Source organism: Streptomyces flavotricini (assembly GCF_020639365.1).
GTDB lineage: Bacteria > Actinomycetota > Actinomycetes > Streptomycetales > Streptomycetaceae > Streptomyces > Streptomyces flavotricini.
Map to the genome: position 1 here is coordinate 7,638,879 of NZ_JAINUL010000001.1, position 21,587 is coordinate 7,660,465.

A 21,587-nucleotide genomic window follows, 5' to 3' on the forward strand; every position below is an offset into this window, starting at 1 on the left:
CAGGGGCCAGCGCGACGGCGGCCTCAGCAGCCGAGGTTGCCGCCCGGGCTCACGCCCAGGATCTGCGTGAACGACTGGTAGGCGTTGATCCGGCTCTGGACCTGGGCGGGGTTGCCGCCGTTGCACTCCAGGGAGCCGTTGATGGAGCGGATCGTCTCGCCGAACCCGGCTCCGTTGACCATGGCGGCGTGGGCGGTCATGGTGCCCGGGCCGTTCTGGGTGTTCCAGTACCAGAGGGCGGTCTTCATGGCGACGGCCGGATCCTGCTCCACGAGGTACGGGTTGGCGAGCAGGTTGATGCCGAGGGCGTCGCCCGCCGCCTTGTAGTTGAAGTTCCAGCTGAGCTGGATCGGGCCGCGTCCGTAGTATGCGGCCTGCCCGGCGGGACAGCCGTACGGCTGGCTCGCGTCGCAGTAGTGGGGGTAGTTGGCGGTGTTCTGTTCGACGATGTACACGAGCCCGCCCGTCTCGTGGGAGACGTTCGCCAGGAACGCCGCCGCCTCGCGCCGCTTGACGGTGTCGTCACCGGTGTTGGCGAAGCCGGGGTACGCCGACAGGGCCGCGACCAGGCCGTTGTACGTGTAGAAGGGGTTCCGGTTCGGGAACATCTGGTTGAACTGGGCCTGGGAGACCACGAATCCGGACGGATTGCCGGGGTCCGGGTCCTGACCGCCGCCACCGCCGCAGGTGCCGAGATCGGACCAGACGCCCCATTGCCCGGTGGTGCCGGGCGTTTCGCCCTGCGTCCACCACTTGGCCTGCCAGTTGTGCCCGCTGTACGAGGCGCTCATGCCGCCCGTGTAGACGGCGGACGAGGACCACGGGGAGACGCAGGCCGCGGCGGCGGAGGCGGGCGAGGCGGGGAGGGCGACCGCGAGGCCGATGGTGGCGGCCGCGGCGGCGGCCAGGGCGAGTGCTCGGCGGCGAAGCGCACGTATCACGTAACTGCTCCTTCAGTGGGGGGAATTGCCGTGGGGGGCATTCCTGGCCACTGAAGCGAAGCTGGTCTGGACCTGTCAAGGTCTAGACCATCATTCATCCGGTTCGGACAACATCCGGGCCGTCCGCTCCGGCAAAGGGGCAGGGCCCGTACGCGCCATCGCGCGTACGGGCCCTGCCGGCCGTCCGGGAGCGGTCAGCTGCCGGCGGAGAGGTTGCCGGAGAGGACCGGGATGTTGTCCACGATGTGGGAGAGCGACTCGTCGCCCTTGGCCTGGGTGGAGTTCTCGGTGCACTGCTGGTTCATCGGGTTGGACAGGACGTTGATGTCCTGGACGCCGATGTTGGCGAGGACGGCCACCAGCGACTGGGCGTTGACCTTCGCCGGCAGGCCGACGCAGAGCTTGTTGAGGGAGCCCTGGACCGCGCTGAGCTGCGGGCTCATCGCGCCCTTGGTCTCCTGGTTGCCGTAGATCTGCGCGGCGTCGTTGCCGTTGACGGTGTTGATGCCGTTGTCGTTGCCGATCGCCATCGCCGGGGCGGCAACCGCGGCACCGAGGCCCAGCACGGAGGCGGTGACCGCAGTGGTGGCCATGAGCTTCTTGAGCATGAGGATTTTCCTTCTGTAGCGCTGTTGCATGGGATGGCTGCCCCCGGCGGGACGAGCTGATCAACTGCAATCCGCGCGCTTGGTTATCCGCTGTCACCCGAGTGGCCCAGCGCGTCCGTCGTGACCGGGGGCGCGCAAAGGGGCCGCCTCCCGCTGTGTGAGCGGGAGACGGCCCCTTCGTCCGACATCTTCAGGGCGCGCCGTGGAGACGGCCGCGGGCGGTCAGCCCGTCTTGCGGCGGGTCTTCTTGTTCTTGCCGCCGGCGCCGCCGCTGGCGCCCTGGATCTTGGCCCGGCTCTGGTGAGCCTGCTGTGCGTGGGCACTGCGGGCATTGCGGTCGAGGGCCTCCCGGAACTTGCGCTTGGCCTCCTCGGCCGGCGATTCGTCCTGCGGGGTGTCCGACTCTTCTGCCATGTGTCCTCCTGGGTCGACCTGAAGCCGCCCCAGTGTGTCACCCTCCGTCGCCCCTGACCAGCGAGTTCGGTTCCAGGGGCGCGGGCCGCGCCGGGGCGGGGCACCTTCCGGGCCCGGGGCGACGGCCCCCTCCGGGGCCGGCGCGGGGTCCGCACAAGCGAAGTCCCGGGCCTCGCGGGGAGACCCGGGACTTCACTGGTGCACTTCGCTTGACCGCCGTGTTCAACGACGGACCGCTGCGGAGGTCACGCCCGGGACGTCAGGCACCGTTCCGGGCCGGCAGCACCCGCCGCTGGTGCACCCGCAGCTGCAGGGTGGCGAGGTCCAGCAGCGGGGTGGGGACGCCGAGTGCGCGGGCCCGGGCGATCAGGTCGCCGAAGACGTGCTCGACCTCGGTGGGCCGGCCGGAGACCAGGTCCCGGTACATCGACGGGGTGAGCGGGGAGCCGGGCGCGGTCACCGTGCGCGCGGTGACGGCGAGTTCGGCGTCCGGGACGGGATGTCCGGCCGCGGCGGCGACCGCCGCCGCCTCGGCGAGTACGGACGGCCCGAGGCCGGCGCCGCCGGGCACGGCGCCGACCTCGCCGACGGAGCCGCGCCCCAGGCAGGTGACGGCCGCCAGGGTGCTGATGAACACCCACTTGTGCCACATCGAGCCGACGACGTCCGCGGTCCCGGGGCTGTCGATGCCCGCCGCGGTCAGCGCGGCGCGTACGGCGTCCACGCGCGCGGAGGGGCGGCCGTCGAGTTCACCGGTGATCACCACGGACGGCGGGGCCATGCGCACGATGTCGCCGTGCTCGTTCAGGGTGGTGACCACCTTGGCGACACCGCCGAGGACCTGCGCCCCGCCGAAGCGGTCCGTGAGGTGATCGATATGGGCCATGCCGTTGAGCAGGGGCACGATCGCGGTCCCCGGCCCCACCGCCGGGGCCAGGTCCTTCGCCGCACGGTCGAGGGCCGTGGACTTCACCGAGAGGAGGACCAGGTCGTACGGGCGCGAGAGCGCGTCCGCGGTCACCAGCTCGGGAGTGAGGGCGAGGTCTTCGCCGAGGCCCGTCACCCGCAGCCCGCGCTCGCGCAGGGCGGCGGCCCGCTCCGGGCGGACCAGGAAGGTGACGTCCTGCCCGGCCCGGGCGAGGCGGGCGCCGAACCAGCCGCCGACGGCGCCGGCGCCGACTGTCAGGATTCTCATACGGGACAGCCTGTCATGTGACCGCGCCGTCCCGCCGCCCCCGCCGGGGGAAAGCCGCGTCAGCTCTGCGAGACGCGCAGCGCGTCGCCGACCAGGCGTACCGCGCGGGAGAGGCGGCCCAGCTGCTGGAGCTCGACGGCGTACATCCGGATGGAACTCTCGATGACGGTCTCGGCCACGCCCATCGCGGGCAGTTCGGCCCGGCTGGTCTCCAGGGCGACCCGGACCGCGCGCATCTCGTGCTGGAGCTGGAGCTGGGCGTGCCGGGTGAGGAGGACGGGGCTGCGGGTCAGCGTCGAGTAGCTGCCGTAGCGGGCCGGCAGCAGATCCCGCAGCCAGCGCATGGCCGTGCGTTCCCAGTCATGGGTACCGGGGGTCTTGACCTGGCAGGGCCAGTCCGGGCTGAGCGTGGTGGAGGCCATCTGGCGCATTCTCGTCGCTTCCGAGTGGTGTGGAACTCTGATCGAGACGTTTGGTGGGCGGCCTCGGCCCAGGGGTTGACCGAGGCCGCCACAAGCGCTCTGGTGGATACCGGCGCCGGGAACGGGCACCCTGCGCGGGGCGTGAGGAGGAGCCGTCCCGCGCGGGTGTCCGTTCTGAGAGGGCGTGGGGTCGCCCTCCTTGGCGTCCGTGGATCCGGCGCGCTGCTCAGTAAACATATATACCGTCGAGTAGACAAGAGAATGAAAAATTACATACGCCTACGGGGCGTGAAAGTGGAGCATCTCGTACCGGTTGAAAATCGGCCTTACAGGAAGAAGCCGTGCTGGTCGGCGACCTGCTCGTACCCTTCGAGCCGCGCCTGCGTCCGCTCGGGATCCGCGTCGGCCATCGCCTGCAGCAGCGCCGCCGACAGCATCCCCGGAGCCGCGTACGAGTCGAAGACCAGCCGGGCACCCGTCCCGGCGGTCAGCGCCACGTCCGCCTCGTCCACCAGGGGGCCCAGAGTGGTGTCGGTGATCAGTGCGATCTTCAGACCGGCGCTGCGCGCGGCCCGCAGCGCCGACAGGGTCTCCTTGGCGTGCCGGGGCATCGCGAAGGCCAGCGCCCAGGTCCCGCCGGCCTCCCGGGACTGGAGCAGCGCGTCGTAGGCCACGCTGCCACCACGTGTCACCAGCCGGACATCGGGGTGGATGCGGCGTGCCGCGTACGCGAAGTACTCCGCGAGCGAGACCGAGATCCGCAGGCCCAGGACCGTCAGCGGCACCGAGCGGGCCAGCTCGCGGCCGATGTCGAGCACCTGGTCGGTGTCGGCGAGCAGGCGCCGGACGTTCTCCAGGTTCACGATCTCGGCGTCCACGGCAGCCTGGAGCTCGTTGCGGCGGAACTGCTCGCGGCTCTCCGGGGAGCCCGCGACCGCGCTCAGCGCCATCGGCTGCAGGGCGTCGCGCAGGGCCGGATAGCCGCTGAAGCCGAGGGAAGTGGCGAAACGTGTCACCGACGGCTGGCTGACCCCCACCCGTTCCGCGAGCTCGGTGATCGAGAGGAACGCGGCCTCGGTGAGGTGGTCGACCAGGTACTGGGCGATGCGCCGCTGCCCCGGGGACAGCCGGTGGCCGTCGAAGAGGGCGCGGACCCGGTCACCGGGGGCCCGTTCATGGACCGGCGGCGCCTGCCCACTCGGCGTGATCGCAGCCGCCTGTGCGCGTGCCTGCTGCCCCGATGACACCGATGGGCCTCCCTCTCATGTCACTCGTCTTCAAACATAGCTCACGCCCTGTGGTCGGGCCGGGCCGGTGCCGGGCCCCGGGGCGCATCTCTCGCGACCCCCGGATGGCGGAAATATGATGTGGTCGGCTCTCCGGCGCAGCGTCCACCGCGAAAGCCGGGATCCGAGTGCCGAGAGCAGGGACGTGAGCAGGGACCTATGGATGCACCCGGGAGCGGTCCATGAGCCCGCGCCGACCCCCGAAGTCGGTGAGCGCGGCCGACCTCCTGAGCACCCTGGGGCGGCTCACCGCCCGGGCCCGCGCGGGGGCGGAACTGCAAGTGGCCAGGGTGGAGCTCGCCGAGGCCCTGCAGCGCGAGATGCTGCCCGGCTCCCTGCCCGCCCTGCCCGGGCTGCGCAGCGCGGCCCGGTACGTGCCCGCCCGCCACGGCCTGGACATCGGCGGTGACTGGTACGACGGCTTCCGGCTGTCCGGAGGCGGGCTCGCCTTCTCCATCGGCGACGTCCAGGGGCACGATGTGGAGGCGGCCGCCTTCATGGGGCAGGTCCGCGTCGGCGTGCGCGCGGTGTCCACCGTCCTCGTGGATCCCGGCGAGGTGCTGAGCCGGGCCAACGACGTCCTGCTGTCGATGGACTGCGAGCTCTTCGCGACCTGCACGCTGCTCCGCTTCGACCCCGAGACACGGGTGCTCGAGAGTGCCCGGGCCGGACACGTGCCCTCCGTCTGGGCCACCGTCGACGGCCGCTACGGCATCACCGACGACGAGGGCGGCCTGCCGCTCGGAGTGGAGCCTGGCGCCCGGTACGCGGTCACCCGGCGCCGGCTGGACCAGGCGGGCTCCATCGTCCTGCTCACCGACGGCGTGGTCGAAGGGCCCTCGTTCCCCATCGACGTGGGACTGGCCCGGGTGGCCCGCGTGGTCCGGGAGGCGGCGGGCGCCGACCCCGACGAGATCGCCGCCGAAATCATGAAGGTGGCCGACTCCACCGGGCACGCGGACGACGCGGCGGTGCTCGTCCTCAGCCACGACGCGGCAGGACCCCCGCGCCGTTAGGGGGGGGTGTCCGCAAAGTCCCGCCCGCCCCGTGGCACCGCCCTCCGGGCGCACGGCGCTACTTCGCGGCCACCCCGTAGCGCGTGTCACGGGCCGCCCGGAGGCGGCGGTTGTTGTCTGATGCTGTGGTGCGCACCGAGGAATGGCGACGGTTCGGCGGAACCCTTCTCGGGATCCTCATCGTCGCCACCGCCTACTACGCCTCAGGACGGATCGGCCTCCTGCTGCGCGTGGTGGTCGACGGTGCGGTGGTGACGCCCCTGTGGCTGCCGACCGGCATCGCGGTCGCCTCCCTGCTCTGGTTCGGACTGCGGATCTGGCCGGGCATCGCCCTCGGAACGTTCCTCGCCATCGAACACCTCGCCACCTTCCAGCTCGCCGACGTCGCCATCATCGCCGGGAACACCCTCGCGCCGGTGTGCGCGTACCTGCTCCTGCGCCGCGTGGGCTTCCGCGTCGAGATCGACCGGCTGCGCGACGGCCTGGCCCTGGTGTTCCTCGGCGGCCTGGTGCCGATGCTGATCAGCGCGTCCATCGGCGCCGGGGTGCTGGTGGCCACCGGGACCCTGGAGCCCGCCGGGTTCTGGCCGGTGTGGTCGGCGTGGTGGGCGGGCGACGCGATGGGCGTGCTGGTGCTGACCCCGCTGCTGCTCGTCCTGCCCCGGGTACGGATGCCCCGGGACGCCTACCGGGTCGCCGAGGGGGTGGGGCTCGCCGTGGCCGCCGGGGCCGTCGTCCTCCTGGCCACGCGGAGCTCCCTGTCGCTGCTCTTCCTCGTCTTCCCCCTGCTGATCTGGTCGGCCGTACGCTTCCAACTGGCCGGCAGCGCGCCCTGCGTCCTGCTCGTGTCCGTCCTCGCGATCTCGGCGGCGACCGACGAGGTCGGCCCGTTCGCCGACCACACCCTCTTCGAGGTCATGGTCAACCTCCAGGCGCTCAACGGCTCGGCGGCCCTGACCGCGCTGCTCCTGTCCGCGCTGGTCACCGAACAGAACAACGTCCGCACGGAGATCGAGCGGGCGTGCGAGGAACTGGCCGAGGTCGTCGAGCGGCTCGCCCCGGGCCGGCCGGGGGAGTGACCGGTCCCGCTCACGTACGGGCGCCCGCCGGCGGCAGCGCCTGCGCGACGGCGCGCGCGAGGGCGTACGGAACCCCGCTCGGCCGGGTCGGATGGCCGGTCGAACGCGGCCCTGATCCGCCGCAGCAGCACCCGGGAGTGGCTGGCCAGGGCCTGACGGGCCGTGTCCACGAGGCGCGTAGGCGGCGCAGTTGCGGATCGTGCCCAGCGCGTACGGGGCGTGCGCCCAGGAGGTCGACGGAGGCCGCCGTACCGTCCTCGTGCAGCGGCCTCGTCAGGTACGTCGCGCTGTCCCCGAACCGGACGCGGCGGCCGGCTCCGGTCGGATGGTGGCATCGGGGGTCCTCCCGTCTCGGCGTACCCGGGGGGCGCCGGCCCGATAACGCCGCCGGGGCTGGGAGGTGACGGGCCGGCAGGTGCCTGAGGCCCGTACCGCCGGACCGGCTCCTCCTTCCGGGCCGGTCCGTGCGGCGCCTTCACCACCGGCGGTCCGACCGGCGATGGGGGTGCAAACGCGCCCACCCGGCGGCGGAGGGGCTCCGCTGCCGGGTGGGCGGTGGGGAGAGGAGAGGGGAGAGGAGCGGCCTCACCCCCTCGGGCACGAGGCCCTTGGGGACTCAGCCCTTGGGGACCTGGATGACGACGGTGTTGCACACCTTGTCGGCGAAGGTCTGCTTCTTGTCGTCCCACAGCGGCCACAGGAAGCCGATGTAGCAGGGGATGCCGTCGAGGGCGTGGGCCAGCTTGCGGACGAAGGCCATGCCGAACCCGAGGAAGGCGCCGTCGGCCTCGCGGCGCAGGCTGATGCCCACGACCTTCTTGCCGATCGTCTGGCCCGTGGTGCCTTCCTTGTAGAGCTGGAAGATGGCCATGCCCAGCGCGTACAGCCAGCCGATCATGAAGAACACGCCGGGGCCGGAGTTCGCGGGGTCGCTGCTGATGGCCAGGTCGATGAAGCCGAGGGCGTACATCGGACCCGCGATGATCAGTCCGTCGAGCAGGTACGCACCGAAGCGCTGACCCCAGTGCGCGAGCGGCGGCATGCCCGAGCCCGGCATGCCCGGCATGCCGGGCGGCGGGTAGGCGCCGTACGGCGGCGGGGTCTGCTGCGGGGCCTGCTGGGGGTAGCCGTACTGGGGCGGGACGCCCTGTGGAGGCTGCTGCGGGTAGCCGTACTGCGGGGGCACGCCCTGCGGGGCCTGCTGCGGGTAGCCGGGCTGACCCTGCGGGGGCTGCTGGCCGTACGGGTTGTTCGGGTCGCCGAAGCTCATGGCGAAAACTCTCCGGTGTCGGAAACGGGGACGTAGCGGATGGATCGGAGGAACATCACCATGTATCCGGTTTGCCCCCCTGAGCTGCCGCGATCTAGCGCGCATCATCGTGGTCGTTCCATCGACCACTTGTCCAATCCGGCCAGATGGGCCTCTTTCGGCCCGGTCGCGCGTGTCGGCCGCGCAGCGGTGGCCGAATCCGATATGCGCGAATTCCCCACGCGTCTGACCCGGTGGTAACTTCCGCGAGTTGATCTTGCCGGTCGCCCCCTCGCGGCGACGGCGATCCCTCTCGCAAGGAAGTCACCGTGCACCGCCATACCCCCGCCCTCCGGCGCCCGTCCGCTCACCGTCCGTCAGTCCTCGCCGCACGCACGGCGGTACCGGCGGTCCTGCTGGCGCTGTTCGCCGCCGTCCCGGCCTCGGCCGCTCCGCTGGCCGGCTCCGGGGGCGCCACCGCGGCGCCCCACCTCGACGCGGTGGAGCAGACCCTGCGCCAGGTTTCCCCCGGCCTCGAAGGCCAGGTGTGGGAACGCACCGCCGGCAACGTGCTCGAGGCCGGGGCACCCGGCGGCGCCGACTGGCTGCTGCAGACCCCCGGTTGCTGGGGTGATGACAAGTGCACCGCGCGCCCGGGGACCGAGCAGCTGCTCTCGAAGATGACGCGCAACATCTCCCAGGCGACGCGCACCGTCGACATATCGACCCTGGCACCGTTCCCCAACGGCGCGTTCCAGGACGCGATCGTCTCGGGCCTCAAGTCCTCGGCCGCGCGCGGCAACAAGCTCAAGGTGCGCGTGCTGGTCGGCGCCGCGCCGGTCTACCACCTGAACGTACTGCCGTCGAAGTACCGGGACGAGCTCGTCGCCAAGCTCGGCGCCGACGCCCGCAACGTCGACCTCAACGTGGCCTCGATGACCACCTCGAAGACGGCGTTCTCCTGGAACCACTCCAAGCTCCTCGTGGTCGACGGCCAGTCCGTGATCACCGGCGGCATCAACGACTGGAAGGACGACTACCTGGAGACCGCCCACCCGGTCGCCGACGTCGACCTCGCCCTGCGCGGCCCCGCCGCCGCGTCCGCCGGCCGCTACCTGGACGAGCTGTGGTCCTGGACCTGCCAGAACAAGAGCAACATCGCCAGCGTCTGGTTCGCCTCCTCCAACGGCGCCGCCTGCATGCCCGCGATGGCCAAGGACACCGCCCCCGCCACGCCCGCGGCGGCCCCGGGCGACGTACCGGCCGTCGCCGTCGGCGGACTCGGCGTCGGCATCAAGCGCAACGACCCGTCGTCGGCCTTCCGGCCCACGCTGCCCAGCGCCCCCGACACCAAGTGCGTCGTCGGCCTGCACGACAACACCAACGCCGACCGCGACTACGACACGGTCAACCCGGAGGAGAGCGCCCTGCGGACGCTGATCTCCAGTGCGACCCGGCACATCGAGATCTCCCAGCAGGACGTGAACGCGACCTGCCCGCCGCTGCCCCGCTACGACATCCGCGTCTACGACGCCCTCGCCGCGCGGATGGCGGCCGGCGTCAAGGTCCGCATCGTCGTCAGCGACCCCGCCAACCGCGGAGCCGTGGGCAGCGGCGGCTACTCCCAGATCAAGTCGCTCTCGGAGATCAGCGACACCCTGCACGACCGCCTCGCCCTGCTGACCGGCGACCAGGGCGCGGCCAAGGCGACCATGTGCTCCAACCTCCAGCTGGCCACCTTCCGCAGCTCCCAGAGCCCGACGTGGGCCGACGGCCACCCGTACGCGCAGCACCACAAGGTGGTCTCCGTCGACGACTCGGCCTTCTACATCGGCTCCAAGAACCTCTACCCGGCGTGGCTCCAGGACTTCGGCTACGTGGTGGAGAGCCCGGCGGCGGCCGCCCAGCTGAACGCGCAGCTCCTGGCCCCGCAGTGGCAGTACTCCCGCGCGACGGCCACGGTCGACCACGAGCGCGCCCTCTGCCAGTCCTGACCCCCTCCCGCCACCCACGCGAAACCGCCCCCGGCAGCCACTGCCGGGGGCGGTTTCGCGTGCTCTACGGGTCAGCCGTCGCTGCGCGCTAGGGGAGCGGTACGGGCAGCGGGGCGGTGCTCAGCGCCGGGATGGTCCAGCGCTGGGGGTTGGTGGCGTTGCAGTCCCAGAGGTAGAGCTGCGTGCCGGTGTTCATGTTGCTGGTGTCGAGGCAGCGGCCCGACTTGGGGTGGTAGATCGTGCCGTCGGCGTGGGGCAGGAACTGCTGGCCGTAGCTGCCGTTGCAGGGGTAGAGCCAGATGAGCGTGCCGTTGGTGGTGCCGGCGTAGGCGGCGTCGATGCACTTGCCCGCGACGCGGATGGTGCCGTCGGCCCGGATCTCGAACTTCTGGGCTTCGCCGCCGTTGATCATGTTGCAGTCCCAGGCCTGGATCCTGTTCCCGTCCGTGGTGCGGCCGTTGTCGTTGTCCAGGCAGTGGCTCGGCTTGGCCGCCAAGGACATCGGGCCGGTGGCTCCGGGCGCGGTGAGGGTGGCCGCGTAGGGGTAGACGGCGAGGTTGCTGATACCGCCGGTGAAGCCCCCGAAGTAGTCGGGCGCTCCGTTGACCTTGTAGCGGCCGGACACGAGCGAACCGCTGGGGGCGGGGCTGGTGGAGGCCACGTGGTGGCCCGTCGCGCCGAGGGCGCCGTTGACGTAGAGGCTCATCAGGGCCGTGTCGGCGTTGTAGACCGCGGTCAGCTGCGTCCACGCGTCCGGGACGAAAGCGGCCGAGTCGTTGACGCCCGCGTCCGACCAGTCGTAGGCCCAGCCGTCGACGTCGCCCTTGGCCAGGGCGAACCGCCACTGCTTGGTGGCCGGGTCGGCGTAGAGGGTGAACGCGCTGTTGCGGGTGTTGTCCTGGCTGAGGACCAGGGCGCCGGTGCCGGAGACCTTCGCCCACGTACTGATGGTGAAGCTCTTGCGGGTGTCGATCACCGACTTGCCGGTGGTCATGGTCGCCTGACCGCCGCCGAACGCCGCGTACGCGGTGCTGCGACCGCCGATGGTCGCGGTGGGCCAGGTGACCCCGCTCGTGGTCGCGGGGTAGTCGCCCACGGCGCTCGGCGTGATGCCGCCGCTCTGCCCGGTGAGCTTCCACTGGGCGGCGGGAGCGGAGAGGTTGCCGAGGAACGCCGGCGTCTGGCTGATGCCGGTGACGTTCAGCGGCTGGGCGGTGCCGGTTCCGGCGAGGGTGGCGAGCTGCCGGTTGGCGCTGACGGCCCACAGGTCGGCGAGCTTGTCGCCCGTGACGTCGCCCGAGGTGCCGATGGCAGGGAAGGCCGCCTGCTCCAGGCCCGAGGCGATCTTGACGCGGCCCGCGGCGTTGCCCCAGGTGGTGGGGTCCACGTTGCCGTCGGAACCCTTGCTGCCGTAGGTGCGCAGCAGGTCACCGGTGGCGTTGTCGCGCAGCCACAGGTCGGGGATGCCGTCGCCGTTGAGGTCGCCGGGGGCGGCGACGGTGAACTTGTCCCAGTCGCCGTTGCCGACGAGTACGGGCTGGCCGTTGCTGTCGAGGGTGCCGAAGATGCTGGTGTAGTAGGCCCAGAGCTGCTTGCCCTGCTTGACGAGGAGGTCGGGTACGCCGTCGCCGTTGAGGTCGCCGGGGGCGATGATCTGTTCGGCGTTGTACCAGTGGTCGTCGCCGTTCCAGTCGTCGCCGTAGTCGCAGCCCGTGGTGGGGTCCTTGACGGGGCAGGCGACGGTCAGCTCGACGGGGTTGTTGACCGCGGTGCCCTGGCCGTTGTTCGAGTAGGCCCAGAGCTTCTTGGTGTTCATGCCGGACGGCTGCTGGAGGGCGACCAGGTCGTTGTACCCGTCACCGTCCCAGTCGCCGAAGGTGTCGATCTGGGCGCCGCCGAAGGACACGCCGCCGTCGGCGGCCGGCGCGAACTTGCCGTTGCCCTGGCCGGCGTACATGAGCAGGGTGCCCCGGGAGTCGACGGTCCAGATGTCGCGGTTCCCGTCGCCGTTGAGGTCCTTGGGGCCGTCCACGGTCTGCGAACGCGTCGCGTAGTACAGGTAGGACGTGGTGTCCGAGCGGTTGCCGGCCTTGTCCACGCTGTAGGCGTAGATGTAGTGCGGGCCGGATCCCGAGGGAGCGATGGTCACGCTGCCGCTCGCGGGCACCGGGCGGTTCCACGGTTCGAAGTCCGTCGAGTAGATGATCTCCTTCACGTCGGTGACGCCGTTGGCGCTGAAGGTGAAGGTGCCGGGGGTGCGGGCCTTGCCGGTGGTGGCGGGCCAGCCGTTCCGGCCGTCGGGGAACTGGGTGGAGCTGATGACCGGGGGCTTGCTGGGCCGGTTGCGGTCGACGGAGAACTTGCAGCTCGGCGACCACACGGAGGTGGCGCCGTCGCCGTCCTTGGCACGGACCTGCCAGGTGTAGTCGCCGCTCGGCAGGCTGGCGTCGGGGATGCTCCAGGTGGTGACCTTGCCGTTGTTGGCGGGCAGGGTCTGGGTGGCCACCGGGGTGCTCTGGCCGGCCTTGAAGACCTGGTACTCGGCGTTCAGGTTGCCGGCGTCACGGTCGGAGAAGGTGGCGTAGAGCCCGACGCGGGTGTTGCCGATCGCCCCGCCGTTGGCGCAGGAGGTGGAGGGGGAGGTGCCGAGCGCGGACGGGGTGTCCGGCGGGTTGTTGTACTCGGTCTCCAGCGTGATCGTCTTCGGGTCGAAGCGCTTCCACTGGTACTGGTCGCCCTCGTTCGGCGCGTAGAGGCCGAGCGTGATGGAGGACCAGCCCTTGGAAGCGGACTCCTTGGCGAGGTCGGTGGCGTTGAACTCGAGGTTGCCCGCACCGCATTCGGCGCGGCCCTTGGCGGCCGTCACGGTGTCGAGCTTGCGGCCCTTGCCGGGCTGGTTGTTCCAGGTCGTCTTCGGCGAGATCGCCCCGGTGCTCCACAGCTCGACCGGAGTCGCCGTGCACGACCAGGACCAGGTCTCCTTCACGCGGAACGTGGACTTGGTGACCTGGGCGCCCTTGAGATTGGCGGTGTCGAGCTGGAAGAACGACCGCGACAGGCCGTTCGTCTCGCTCTCGTAGCCGACGCGGACGTCCTGCTTGGTGTTCCAATACGAGTTGTTCGGCCAGCTCCGGTACGCCCAGGCCCAGTTCTGCCGCTCGCCCCAGGCGACGGAGGGGTCGATGAACACGGGGTACTTGGTGGCCGCACTGGTCAGGAGGGCCTGGTCGGGCTTGATCTCCAGATTGCCGCCCGACACCGTCGTCGGCATCTGGGCGTCCTTGGCGCCGGAGGGCGGCACGAACGCGTCGGCAGGTGCGGGCTGGGTGTCGCCGGTGGCGGCGGCGAGCATGCTGGGTGCCGCGGTCTTGGACTTCAGGAGTGGGGTGCTGCCGCCGCTGGTGCCGCCGGGGGTGGTGGTGGAGTCCCACATCATGGGGGTGGAGGCGGTGAAGACGCTCTGTCCGGCGGGGTTGACGGCGTTGATCAGGCCGGTCGTGGCGTCGGTGGAGACGTTCAGGCCGACGGTGTCGAGTTTGAACTTGAGCGTGGCGAGGTCGGGGTGCTGGGCGGCGGCGGCGGTTTTGACGACCAGGAGCTGGGAGAAGCCCTCGACTTCGGCCTTCAGCTGCAGGTCCACGTCCGGCAGGACGTTGGCGTAGGTGGCGACGTTCCCGGCGAGGGTGGGCTTGGGCAGTGCCCTGGGCCAGGTCAGGGACAGGGTCCGGCCGTCGCGGACACCGGTCAGGAGCGCGCCGGTGCCGCCGCCGGAGAAGGTGACCGAGACCGCTGAGGCCTTGGGGGTGACCCGTCCGTCGGGAGCGAACTGCAAGGTCGCGTCCGTGGGCAGCCACACACCGGCGCGCAGGATCCGCACGGTGGTTCCGTGCCGGTTGACCGACCACTTGCCCGTCGGCAGCGCCCACGTGTCGGACGACTCGGTCCGCGCGGACATCAGCTCGTAGGGCTGACCCGTCTCCTTGGCCTTGGCGAGAGCGAAGTCCTTCGCACTCATCGAACCCTCGGCCACCGGATCCGACACCGCGGCGGAAGCCGACACCGCAGGATGCAGGACACTCAATCCGGAAGCAGCAATTCCGCCTGCTAGGGCTACGGAAGCGAGCCGCGAAATTCTGCGCCGATGGGTCTTTTGGTGAGGGCTGGTTTTCATTGCCACGCAAACTCCAGTTGTCAGATATTCGGGGCGACTCTACTTGAATGCGGGGAGGCAACCTCCACTCTGACCTGCACTTTCTATGTCGCGCTTACCCCAACTGCCCGATTCGTCAACAAGATCCATTTTGCTGCGATTGGATATTTGAGGGGCGATCTTCCGTGAGATGTCCGGAGTGCCGGTTGATGCAATTCGGCCTGTTAATCTCGCTCCGGAAATTGCACAGGAACATGAGGTAAGTGTGAGAACATTTCGCATGCGGGGACTCTCTGTGGCATTGGCCGCAGCAGTCCTCTCAGGCATGCTGCCCGGCGCCGCCGCCGTGGCAGACAGCAAAGACAAGCCGCCGTTGCCGGGTCTCAAGCAGCCGAAGGCCGTACCGGTCGATCGGGTCCGTGCGGGCGGCGAGAAGAAGAAGGACGAGGCCGACACCGGTCCCTGGAAGGCGCCGAAGGTCGTCTGGCCGGCAGCGGGATCGGCCGAGGTCGACCTCGCCTCCGGCCCCGTGTCGAAGTCGTTCCTGTCCGGCTCGGCCCGGACCCCCGCCATCGGCTCCGGCCCGCAGAAGGCCGGCAGGCTCCCGGTCGCGGTGGACGTCCTCCCCGGCAAGGCCTCCGAGGCCCCGGCCAAGGTGAACGTCACCGTCACCTCGCACGACGCCGCACGCAAGGCCGGCGTCGACGGCGTCCTGCTGTCGGTGGGCCGCGCGGACAACGCCACCAAGGCGGCTTCCGCGAAGGTCGAGGTGGACTACAACTCCTTCCGCGGTGCCTACGGCGGCGACTACGCCGCGCGCCTGCGGCTGGTGGAGCTCCCGGCCTGCGCCCTGACCACTCCCGACCGCGCGGAGTGCCGTACGCAGAAGCCGCTGGCCACCGAGAACGACACCCGCGGCGGCACGCTGACGGCCCAGGTCACCACGCCGGGCGTCACCGGGCAGTCGGCGAAGTCCGGCCCGATGTCGAAGTCCGCCCCGGCGGCCGCACCGGCGGCAGGGGCTCCCGCCATGGTCCTCGCGGCCACGGCGGCCGCGTCCGGCCCGACCGGCGACTACAAGGCGACCTCGCTGCAGCCGTCCGGGTCCTGGAACGCGGGCGGTTCGACCGGAGGGTTCTCCTGGTCCTACGACATCGGCACTCCCTCCGTGCCCGGCGGTTTCGCGCCGAAGATCTCCCTCGGCTACAGCTCCCAGGCGGTCGACGGCCGCATGGCCGCGTCGAACAACCAGGCGTCCTGGATCGGCGACGGCTGGTCGTGGGAGCCCGGCTTCATCGAGCGCCGCTACAAGTCCTGCGAGAACGACAAGGCCGGTGGGACGAACACCACCAAGGTCGGCGACCAGTGCTGGTTCAACGACAACGCCACGCTGTCGCTGAACGGCAAGTCCACCGAGCTCGTCTTCGAGCAGGGCAAGGGCTGGCACCCGGCCGCCGACACCGGCGAGAAGGTGGAGAAGCTCACCGGCGCCGTCAACGGCGACAAGGGCACCGCCGGCGTCGACGGGGTGGGCGAGCACTGGAAGATCACCGCCACCGACGGCACGCAGTACTTCTTCGGTCTGAACCGCCTGCCGGGCTGGAAGGACAACGGCACCGCGGCCGACGATCCGACCACCAACTCCACCTGGACCGTCCCGGTGTACGGCAACCAGACGGGCGAGCCCTGCTACAACGCCTCGTTCGCCAGCGGCTGGTGCCAGCAGGCCTGGCGCTGGCAGCTCGACTACGTGGTCGCGCCGACCGGCAACGCGATGGCGTACTACTGGAAGACCGAGACCAACAACTACGCCCGCAACTTCTCCCCGACGACGGGCAAGGGCACGGTCACCCCGTACATCCGCGGCGGCTGGCTCGACCACATCGACTACGGCCTGCGCTCCGACTCGGTGTACACGGCCAAGGCCATGGGCCAGGTCACCTTCGACGTCTCCGAGCGCTGCCTGACCGGCTGCGGCACGTTCGACGAGACGAACGCCAAGAACTGGCCCGACGCCCCCTACGACCTGTTCTGCAAGGACGGCTCGACGGAGTGCAAGGACCAGTTCTCGCCGACCTTCTGGTCCCGCAAGCGCCTGACCGGCATCAACACCAAGGTCCTGACCGGCGGGGTGTACAAGGACGCCGACTCCTGGACCCTCGACCACAGCTTCCCGCCCGCCGGTGACGGCATATCGACCCCGCTGTGGCTGAAGTCCATCACCCGCACCGCCAAGGCCGGCGATGCGACGGACGTCGCCATGCTTCCGGTGACGTTCGCGGGCGAGCAGCGTCCCAACCGCGTCGACGCCCTCGGCGACGGCCTCGCCCCCTTCGTCCGCCTGCGCATGTACCAGGTCACCACGGAGACCGGCGGCACCATCGGCGTCACGTACTCGCAGCCCGACTGCACCGCCACGACGCTGCCCAAGCCGGACGCGACGAACACCACCCGCTGCTATCCGGTCAAGTGGGCCTGGGAGGGTGAGACCTCCAAGGTCGACTGGTTCAACTCGTACGTGGCCACCCAGGTCGTCGAGGGCGACAACCTGGCCTCGACGCCCGACAAGGTGACCTCGTACAGCTACCTGGGCGGAGCGGCCTGGGAGAAGAGCACGGACGAGTTCGCCAAGCCCGACGACCGGGTCCACTCGCTCTCCCGCGGATACGAGCTGGTCCAGACCCGTACCGGCGCAGCGTCCGATCCGAAGACGCTGAGCGAGAAGCGCTTCTTCCGCGGCATCGACGGCAAGGACGTGAAGGACTCCGCGGGGGTCGCGGTCACCGACCGCCCGGAGTTCGCCGGCATGCCCAGGGAGACGGCCACCTACGACGGTGACGACACCGGCAAGCTGATCTCCGCCACCTCCAGCACCCCCTGGCGCTCGGGGGTCGTGGCCAAGCGGACCCGCAGCGGCCTGCCCGACCTGGTCTCGTACAAGACCGGTACGGAGAAGCAGTCCACTCGCACCACCGTCACGGGCGGTACCCGTACGACCGAGACCGTCCGCCACTACGACGACTACGGCATGGTCGACTGGGAATCCCAGCTCGGCGACACGGCCAAGACCGGTGACGAGCAGTGCACCACCACCAGCTACGCGCGCAACACCGCGAGCTGGATCCTGGGCAAGGTGAGCCGCGTCGAGACGGTGGCCGTGCCCTGTGGCACGGCAGCGAGCCGTCCGGCCGACGTCATCGCCGACTCCCGTACCTACTACGACAACGGCGCGATCGACACCGTTCCCGGCCCCGGCCTCGTCACCAAGGCCGAGAAGATCAACGCGAAGGGCGACGGATACGACCCCGAATCCTCCGTCCCCAGCACCTGCGGTCCGGCGAACAACCAGCTCTGCTACGACATCTACGGACGGCAGCTGGTCGCGGCCGACGCGTACGGCAAGGTCACCACGACCGCGTACACCCCGGCCACCGGTGAAGTGCCGACCGCCACGCTCGTGACCAACCCGAAGGGGCACACCGCCTCCTCCGAGCTCGACCCGGTGCGTTCGCAGCCGACGAAGACCACCGACGCCAACGGCAAGGTGACGACGACGGCGTACGACGCCCTCGGCCGGGTCACGAAGGTGTGGCTGCCGAACCGGCCGACCGCGACGTACCCCGACGCTCCGAGCCGGGTCTTCGACTACACGATCCGCAACGACGGACCGAGCGTCATCACCAGCAAGTCGCTGACCCACGACTACAAGTACTCCGTCAGCTACTCCATCCAGGACGGCCTGCTGCGCGAGCGGCAGACCCAGACCCAGTCACCCGACCTGTCGGGACGTCTGCTCACCGAGACGTTCTACGACACGAGGGGCCTGGCCTGGCGCAGCTCGGGCACGTACTACGCCGACGGGGCCCCCGAGCCGCAGCTCGTGACCGGACAGGAGACCAACTACCCGGCCTCCACGGACACGGTCTACGACGGCGCCGGCCGGACCACGGCCGTCATCTCGAAGAAGTACGGGGTGGAGACCAAGCGGGCCACCACCCTCTACACGGGCGACACCACCACCGTCATCCCGCCCCAGGGCGGCACCGCGACGACCACGGTGGTCGACGCCCTCGGCCACACGGTCGAGACCAAGCAGTACACGGACGCGGCCCGCACGGCGTCCCAGTCCACGCTGTACACCTTCAACAAGCTGGGGCAGCTGGCCCAGGTCACCGACCCGGCCAACGCGAAGTGGACGTACACCTACGACGTCCGCGGCCAGCAGATCGAGTCGAGCGACCCCGACAAGGGGGTCACGAAGACCGCGTACGACGCCGGCGGCAGGATCACCGACGTCACCGACGCGCGGGGCGTCACGCTGCACAGCGAGTACGACGAGCTGGGCCGCCCCGCCGCCCTGAAGCAGGGCGAGACCACCCTCAGCGCCAACGTCTACGACACGGTGGCCAAGGGGCAGCTGACGAAGTCGGTCCGCTACGTGGACGGCAAGGCGTTCGAGTCGGAGGTCACCGCCTACAACGACCTCTACCAGCCGCTCACGTCGAAGACGACGATCCCGGCCACTCCCGACACGGGCGCCCTGGCCGGCACCTACACCTGGACCAACACCTACAACATCGCCGGCCAGATCCTGACGACCAAGCAGCCGGCCATGGGCGACCTGCCGGCCGAGACGGTCGGCAGTACGTACAAGAGCGTCTCCGGCCTGCTCAACAACATGGCCGCGGGCAGCAGCCGCCTCGTCTCGGCCATGACCTACGACCACTACGGCCGCACCTCCCGTCAGGAACTCGGCGCGCTCGGCCAGCGGATCTACCGGTCGACCGAGTACGACGAACACACCGGCGCCACCACCCGCTCCTACACGGACCGCGACGTGGCACCCCAGCGGATCGAGGACACCCACTACACGACCGACCCCGCGGGCAACCTCACGTCCATCGCCACGGCGTACGGCCAGGACACGGCCCGTACCACCGACACCCAGTGCGTCAACCTGGACGCGCTGCGCCGCATCACCGAGGCCTGGACCAACAAGGGCGAGACCTGCGCCGCCGCACCGTCGACGACGGTCATCGGCGGTGAGGACCCGTACTGGACGACGTACACCTACGACGCGGTCGGCAACCGCAAGACCGAGACCAAGCACAAGACGGCCTCCGGTCCGACGGCCGACACCGTCCGCACGTACGCGGCGCCCACGGCGGGCAAGCACGACCTTGCCAAGGTCACCCAGACGGGCACCGGTGCGCACGACGAGGTCTTCACCTACGACGCGTCGGGCAACACCAAGACCCGCAAGAGCGGCACCGACGAGACGCAGTACCTGACCTGGGACGCCGAGGGCCACCTCAAGTCCCTGGACCAGGGCCCGGCCAGCAGCTCGTTCACGTACGACGCTTCGGGCCAGCGCCTGATCCGCAAGGACTCGGCGGGCACGACGCTCTATCTGCCGGGCGGCAACGAACTCCGCCTCGACAAGGCGGGGACCGTCAAGGGCACCCGCTACTACGGCGACGTCGCCATGCGGACCGGCGGGAAGCTCACCTTCACTCTCGCCGATCACCACGGCACCGGCACGACCCAGGTCAGCGCCGATGCCACGCAGGCCGTGACGCGGCGCAAGACGGGGCTCTTCGGCGAGGAGCGAGGGGCCAAGCCCACGGGCTGGTCGGGCGAGAAGGGCTTCGTCGGCGGCACCAAGGACGCGGACAGCGGACTCACGCACATAGGCGCCCGCGAGTACGACCCCCTGATCGGCCGCTTCGTCTCGGTCGACCCGATCATGGACCTGAAGGACTCGCAGCAGCTCCACGGCTACACCTATGCGAACCAGAACCCGTTCACGTTCTGGGACCCGACCGGCCTGGCCCTCGAAGAGTGCGCCAGCGGCATGTACAAGTGCCACAACGGCAACGACCCGTACGCCTACGGCAACCGCTACGAGACCATCGTGGAATCCGTCGGCGGAACCGTGTCGGACGACTACGTCCGCTACAAGCACTACGGGTGCGCGGACTTCACCTGCAAGAAGGGGAGTTCCTGGAGCACCGGAAGCTCCGGAAGCTCCGGAAGTTCCCACACGAGCAAGCCGGCTCCTCCGAAGCCCCCGAAGAAGCATGACTTCAGCTGGTCCAATCCGGTCAGCGAGGCCTTCTACGGAATCATCGGAAACGTCGCACACGCCTCCTCCATGTTCGGCTGGATAGCCGACGGAGACTGCTGGAACGGCGGCGCGGGCGCTCCCGGTTGTGACTACGGGGGCGACTACGAGGAGTGGCTGCAGGACCAGGGAATCGATACCTCCAGTGACTGGTATCAAGTTCCCGTGTTCCTGGGGGCGATGTTCTCCCATCGTGAACCGGTCGGTGGCGGCGCGATCCGCGGCGGAAAGAATTGCTTCCTGGCCGGGACGCTCGTCATGATGGGCGACGGATCGACGAAGAAGATCGAGGACATCGAAGTCGGCGATCAGGTCCTCGCGACGGACCCGAGGAGCGGTGAGTCCGCACCCCATGCGGTCACCGAGCTGATCCGGTCGGAGGGGCAGCGGGACCTCAGCGCCTTGTCGATCGAAACGCCGACGGGTGTCGAGGAAATCACCGCCACACGTGACCACCCGTTCTGGTCCTCCAGCGTCGGCGGGTGGGTGAACGCCGGGGACATCGCTCCCGGCATGACCCTCCTGACCGATGAGGGCGTGGAGGTTCGTGTCACGGCCAACCGTCAACACACCGAGTTCGTGAAGACGTACAACTTCACCGTCTCGGACGTGCACACGTACTATGTGCTCGCTGGGAAAACTCCGGTTCTCGTGCACAACACGTGCGGAATCACGACGCGAACCGAGAAGGCTGGTGATGTCGGCAAATACACCGAGGGGCAGAAGACCCGGGATCCAGCGTCGCAGTGGTATCACGAGGAACTGAGCAATGAAGAACTTCTGGATGGGATCAACAAACCTGGTGAAGGAGATGGACTTCTCGTCTCGCGCGACGGCACGATTCTTGGTGGGCACCACCGTTGGGACGAACTCCAAACAAGAGTCAGAGACGGGCGCATTGACCCAGATACGTCCATTCGCATTGACGTCTACGACCCGAAGTAGTGCCTGATGCCTCTGATCCATTCAACCGACCCCGACTTTCGTGTGTGTCAGATCAGCTTCGATGCCCTGCTCGCGATCCAGTTGGAGGCGGAGAGGCGAGGCTGGGCGACTCGATGGTCCTCGGTAGATGCGCTACGCAGTCAGGTCAGGGATAGCTCGGTCGT

Annotated in this window: 12 protein-coding genes; 4 read left to right on the plus strand and 8 right to left on the minus strand. The window is 69.8% G+C overall.

What is annotated here, in order from left to right:
* Window positions 1-23 precede the first annotated feature (23 nt).
* The 6 genes from K7B10_RS34965 to K7B10_RS34990 form a co-directional block, all read right to left on the minus strand.
* Complete coding sequence (locus K7B10_RS34965; RefSeq protein WP_229342868.1) at window positions 24-941, minus strand: glycoside hydrolase family 19 protein; 918 nt, start codon at window positions 939-941, stop codon at window positions 24-26.
* 194 nt (window positions 942-1,135) lie between these two features.
* Window positions 1,136-1,549 (minus strand): rodlin, encoded by a 414-nt coding sequence (locus K7B10_RS34970; RefSeq protein ID WP_229342870.1) that lies wholly within the window; start codon window positions 1,547-1,549, stop codon window positions 1,136-1,138.
* Between the two features lie 222 nt (window positions 1,550-1,771).
* Complete coding sequence (locus tag K7B10_RS34975; RefSeq protein WP_030860847.1) at window positions 1,772-1,963, minus strand: DUF5302 domain-containing protein; 192 nt, start codon at window positions 1,961-1,963, stop codon at window positions 1,772-1,774.
* A 259-nt stretch (window positions 1,964-2,222) separates the two neighbouring features.
* Window positions 2,223-3,158 (minus strand): ketopantoate reductase family protein, encoded by a 936-nt coding sequence (locus K7B10_RS34980; RefSeq protein WP_229342872.1) that lies wholly within the window; start codon window positions 3,156-3,158, stop codon window positions 2,223-2,225.
* Window positions 3,159-3,217: 59 nt separating this feature from the next.
* Window positions 3,218-3,580 carry a hypothetical protein gene (locus K7B10_RS34985; RefSeq protein WP_229342873.1) on the minus strand — a complete coding sequence of 121 codons (363 nt, stop codon included), beginning with the start codon at window positions 3,578-3,580 and terminating at the stop codon, window positions 3,218-3,220.
* Between the two features lie 326 nt (window positions 3,581-3,906).
* Window positions 3,907-4,827, minus strand: coding sequence for a MurR/RpiR family transcriptional regulator (locus K7B10_RS34990; protein WP_030160961.1), 921 nt, complete (start codon window positions 4,825-4,827; stop codon window positions 3,907-3,909).
* A gap of 221 nt (window positions 4,828-5,048) precedes the next feature.
* Here K7B10_RS34990 and K7B10_RS34995 point away from each other — a divergent pair, with 221 nt between their 5' ends.
* Window positions 5,049-5,882, plus strand: a complete 834-nt coding sequence (locus K7B10_RS34995; RefSeq protein WP_229342875.1) for a PP2C family protein-serine/threonine phosphatase — start codon at window positions 5,049-5,051, stop codon at window positions 5,880-5,882.
* Window positions 5,883-6,007: 125 nt separating this feature from the next.
* On the plus strand, window positions 6,008-6,961 hold the full coding sequence (locus K7B10_RS35000) for an MASE1 domain-containing protein (protein ID WP_372481573.1): 954 nt from the start codon (window positions 6,008-6,010) through the stop codon (window positions 6,959-6,961).
* A gap of 616 nt (window positions 6,962-7,577) precedes the next feature.
* On the opposite strand, the gene K7B10_RS35005 is transcribed toward K7B10_RS35000, so the two are convergent.
* On the minus strand, window positions 7,578-8,231 hold the full coding sequence (locus K7B10_RS35005; protein WP_229342879.1) for an RDD family protein: 654 nt from the start codon (window positions 8,229-8,231) through the stop codon (window positions 7,578-7,580).
* A 308-nt stretch (window positions 8,232-8,539) separates the two neighbouring features.
* Here K7B10_RS35005 and K7B10_RS35010 point away from each other — a divergent pair, with 308 nt between their 5' ends.
* Window positions 8,540-10,204: a phospholipase D-like domain-containing protein gene (locus K7B10_RS35010; protein WP_229342881.1), complete on the plus strand. Its 1,665-nt coding sequence runs from the start codon at window positions 8,540-8,542 to the stop codon at window positions 10,202-10,204.
* Window positions 10,205-10,292: 88 nt separating this feature from the next.
* Here the strand turns inward: K7B10_RS35010 and K7B10_RS35015 are convergent, their stop codons facing one another.
* The gene (locus K7B10_RS35015) at window positions 10,293-14,219 is read right to left on the minus strand and encodes a ricin-type beta-trefoil lectin domain protein (protein ID WP_229342883.1); all 3,927 of its coding nucleotides are present in this window, start codon (window positions 14,217-14,219) and stop codon (window positions 10,293-10,295) included.
* Window positions 14,220-14,700: 481 nt separating this feature from the next.
* Between K7B10_RS35015 and K7B10_RS35020 the strand changes: the two genes are divergently transcribed.
* Entirely contained in the window at window positions 14,701-21,423 is a 6,723-nt protein-coding gene (locus tag K7B10_RS35020; protein ID WP_229342885.1) for a polymorphic toxin-type HINT domain-containing protein, read from the plus strand.
* Window positions 21,424-21,587: the final 164 nt, after the last annotated feature.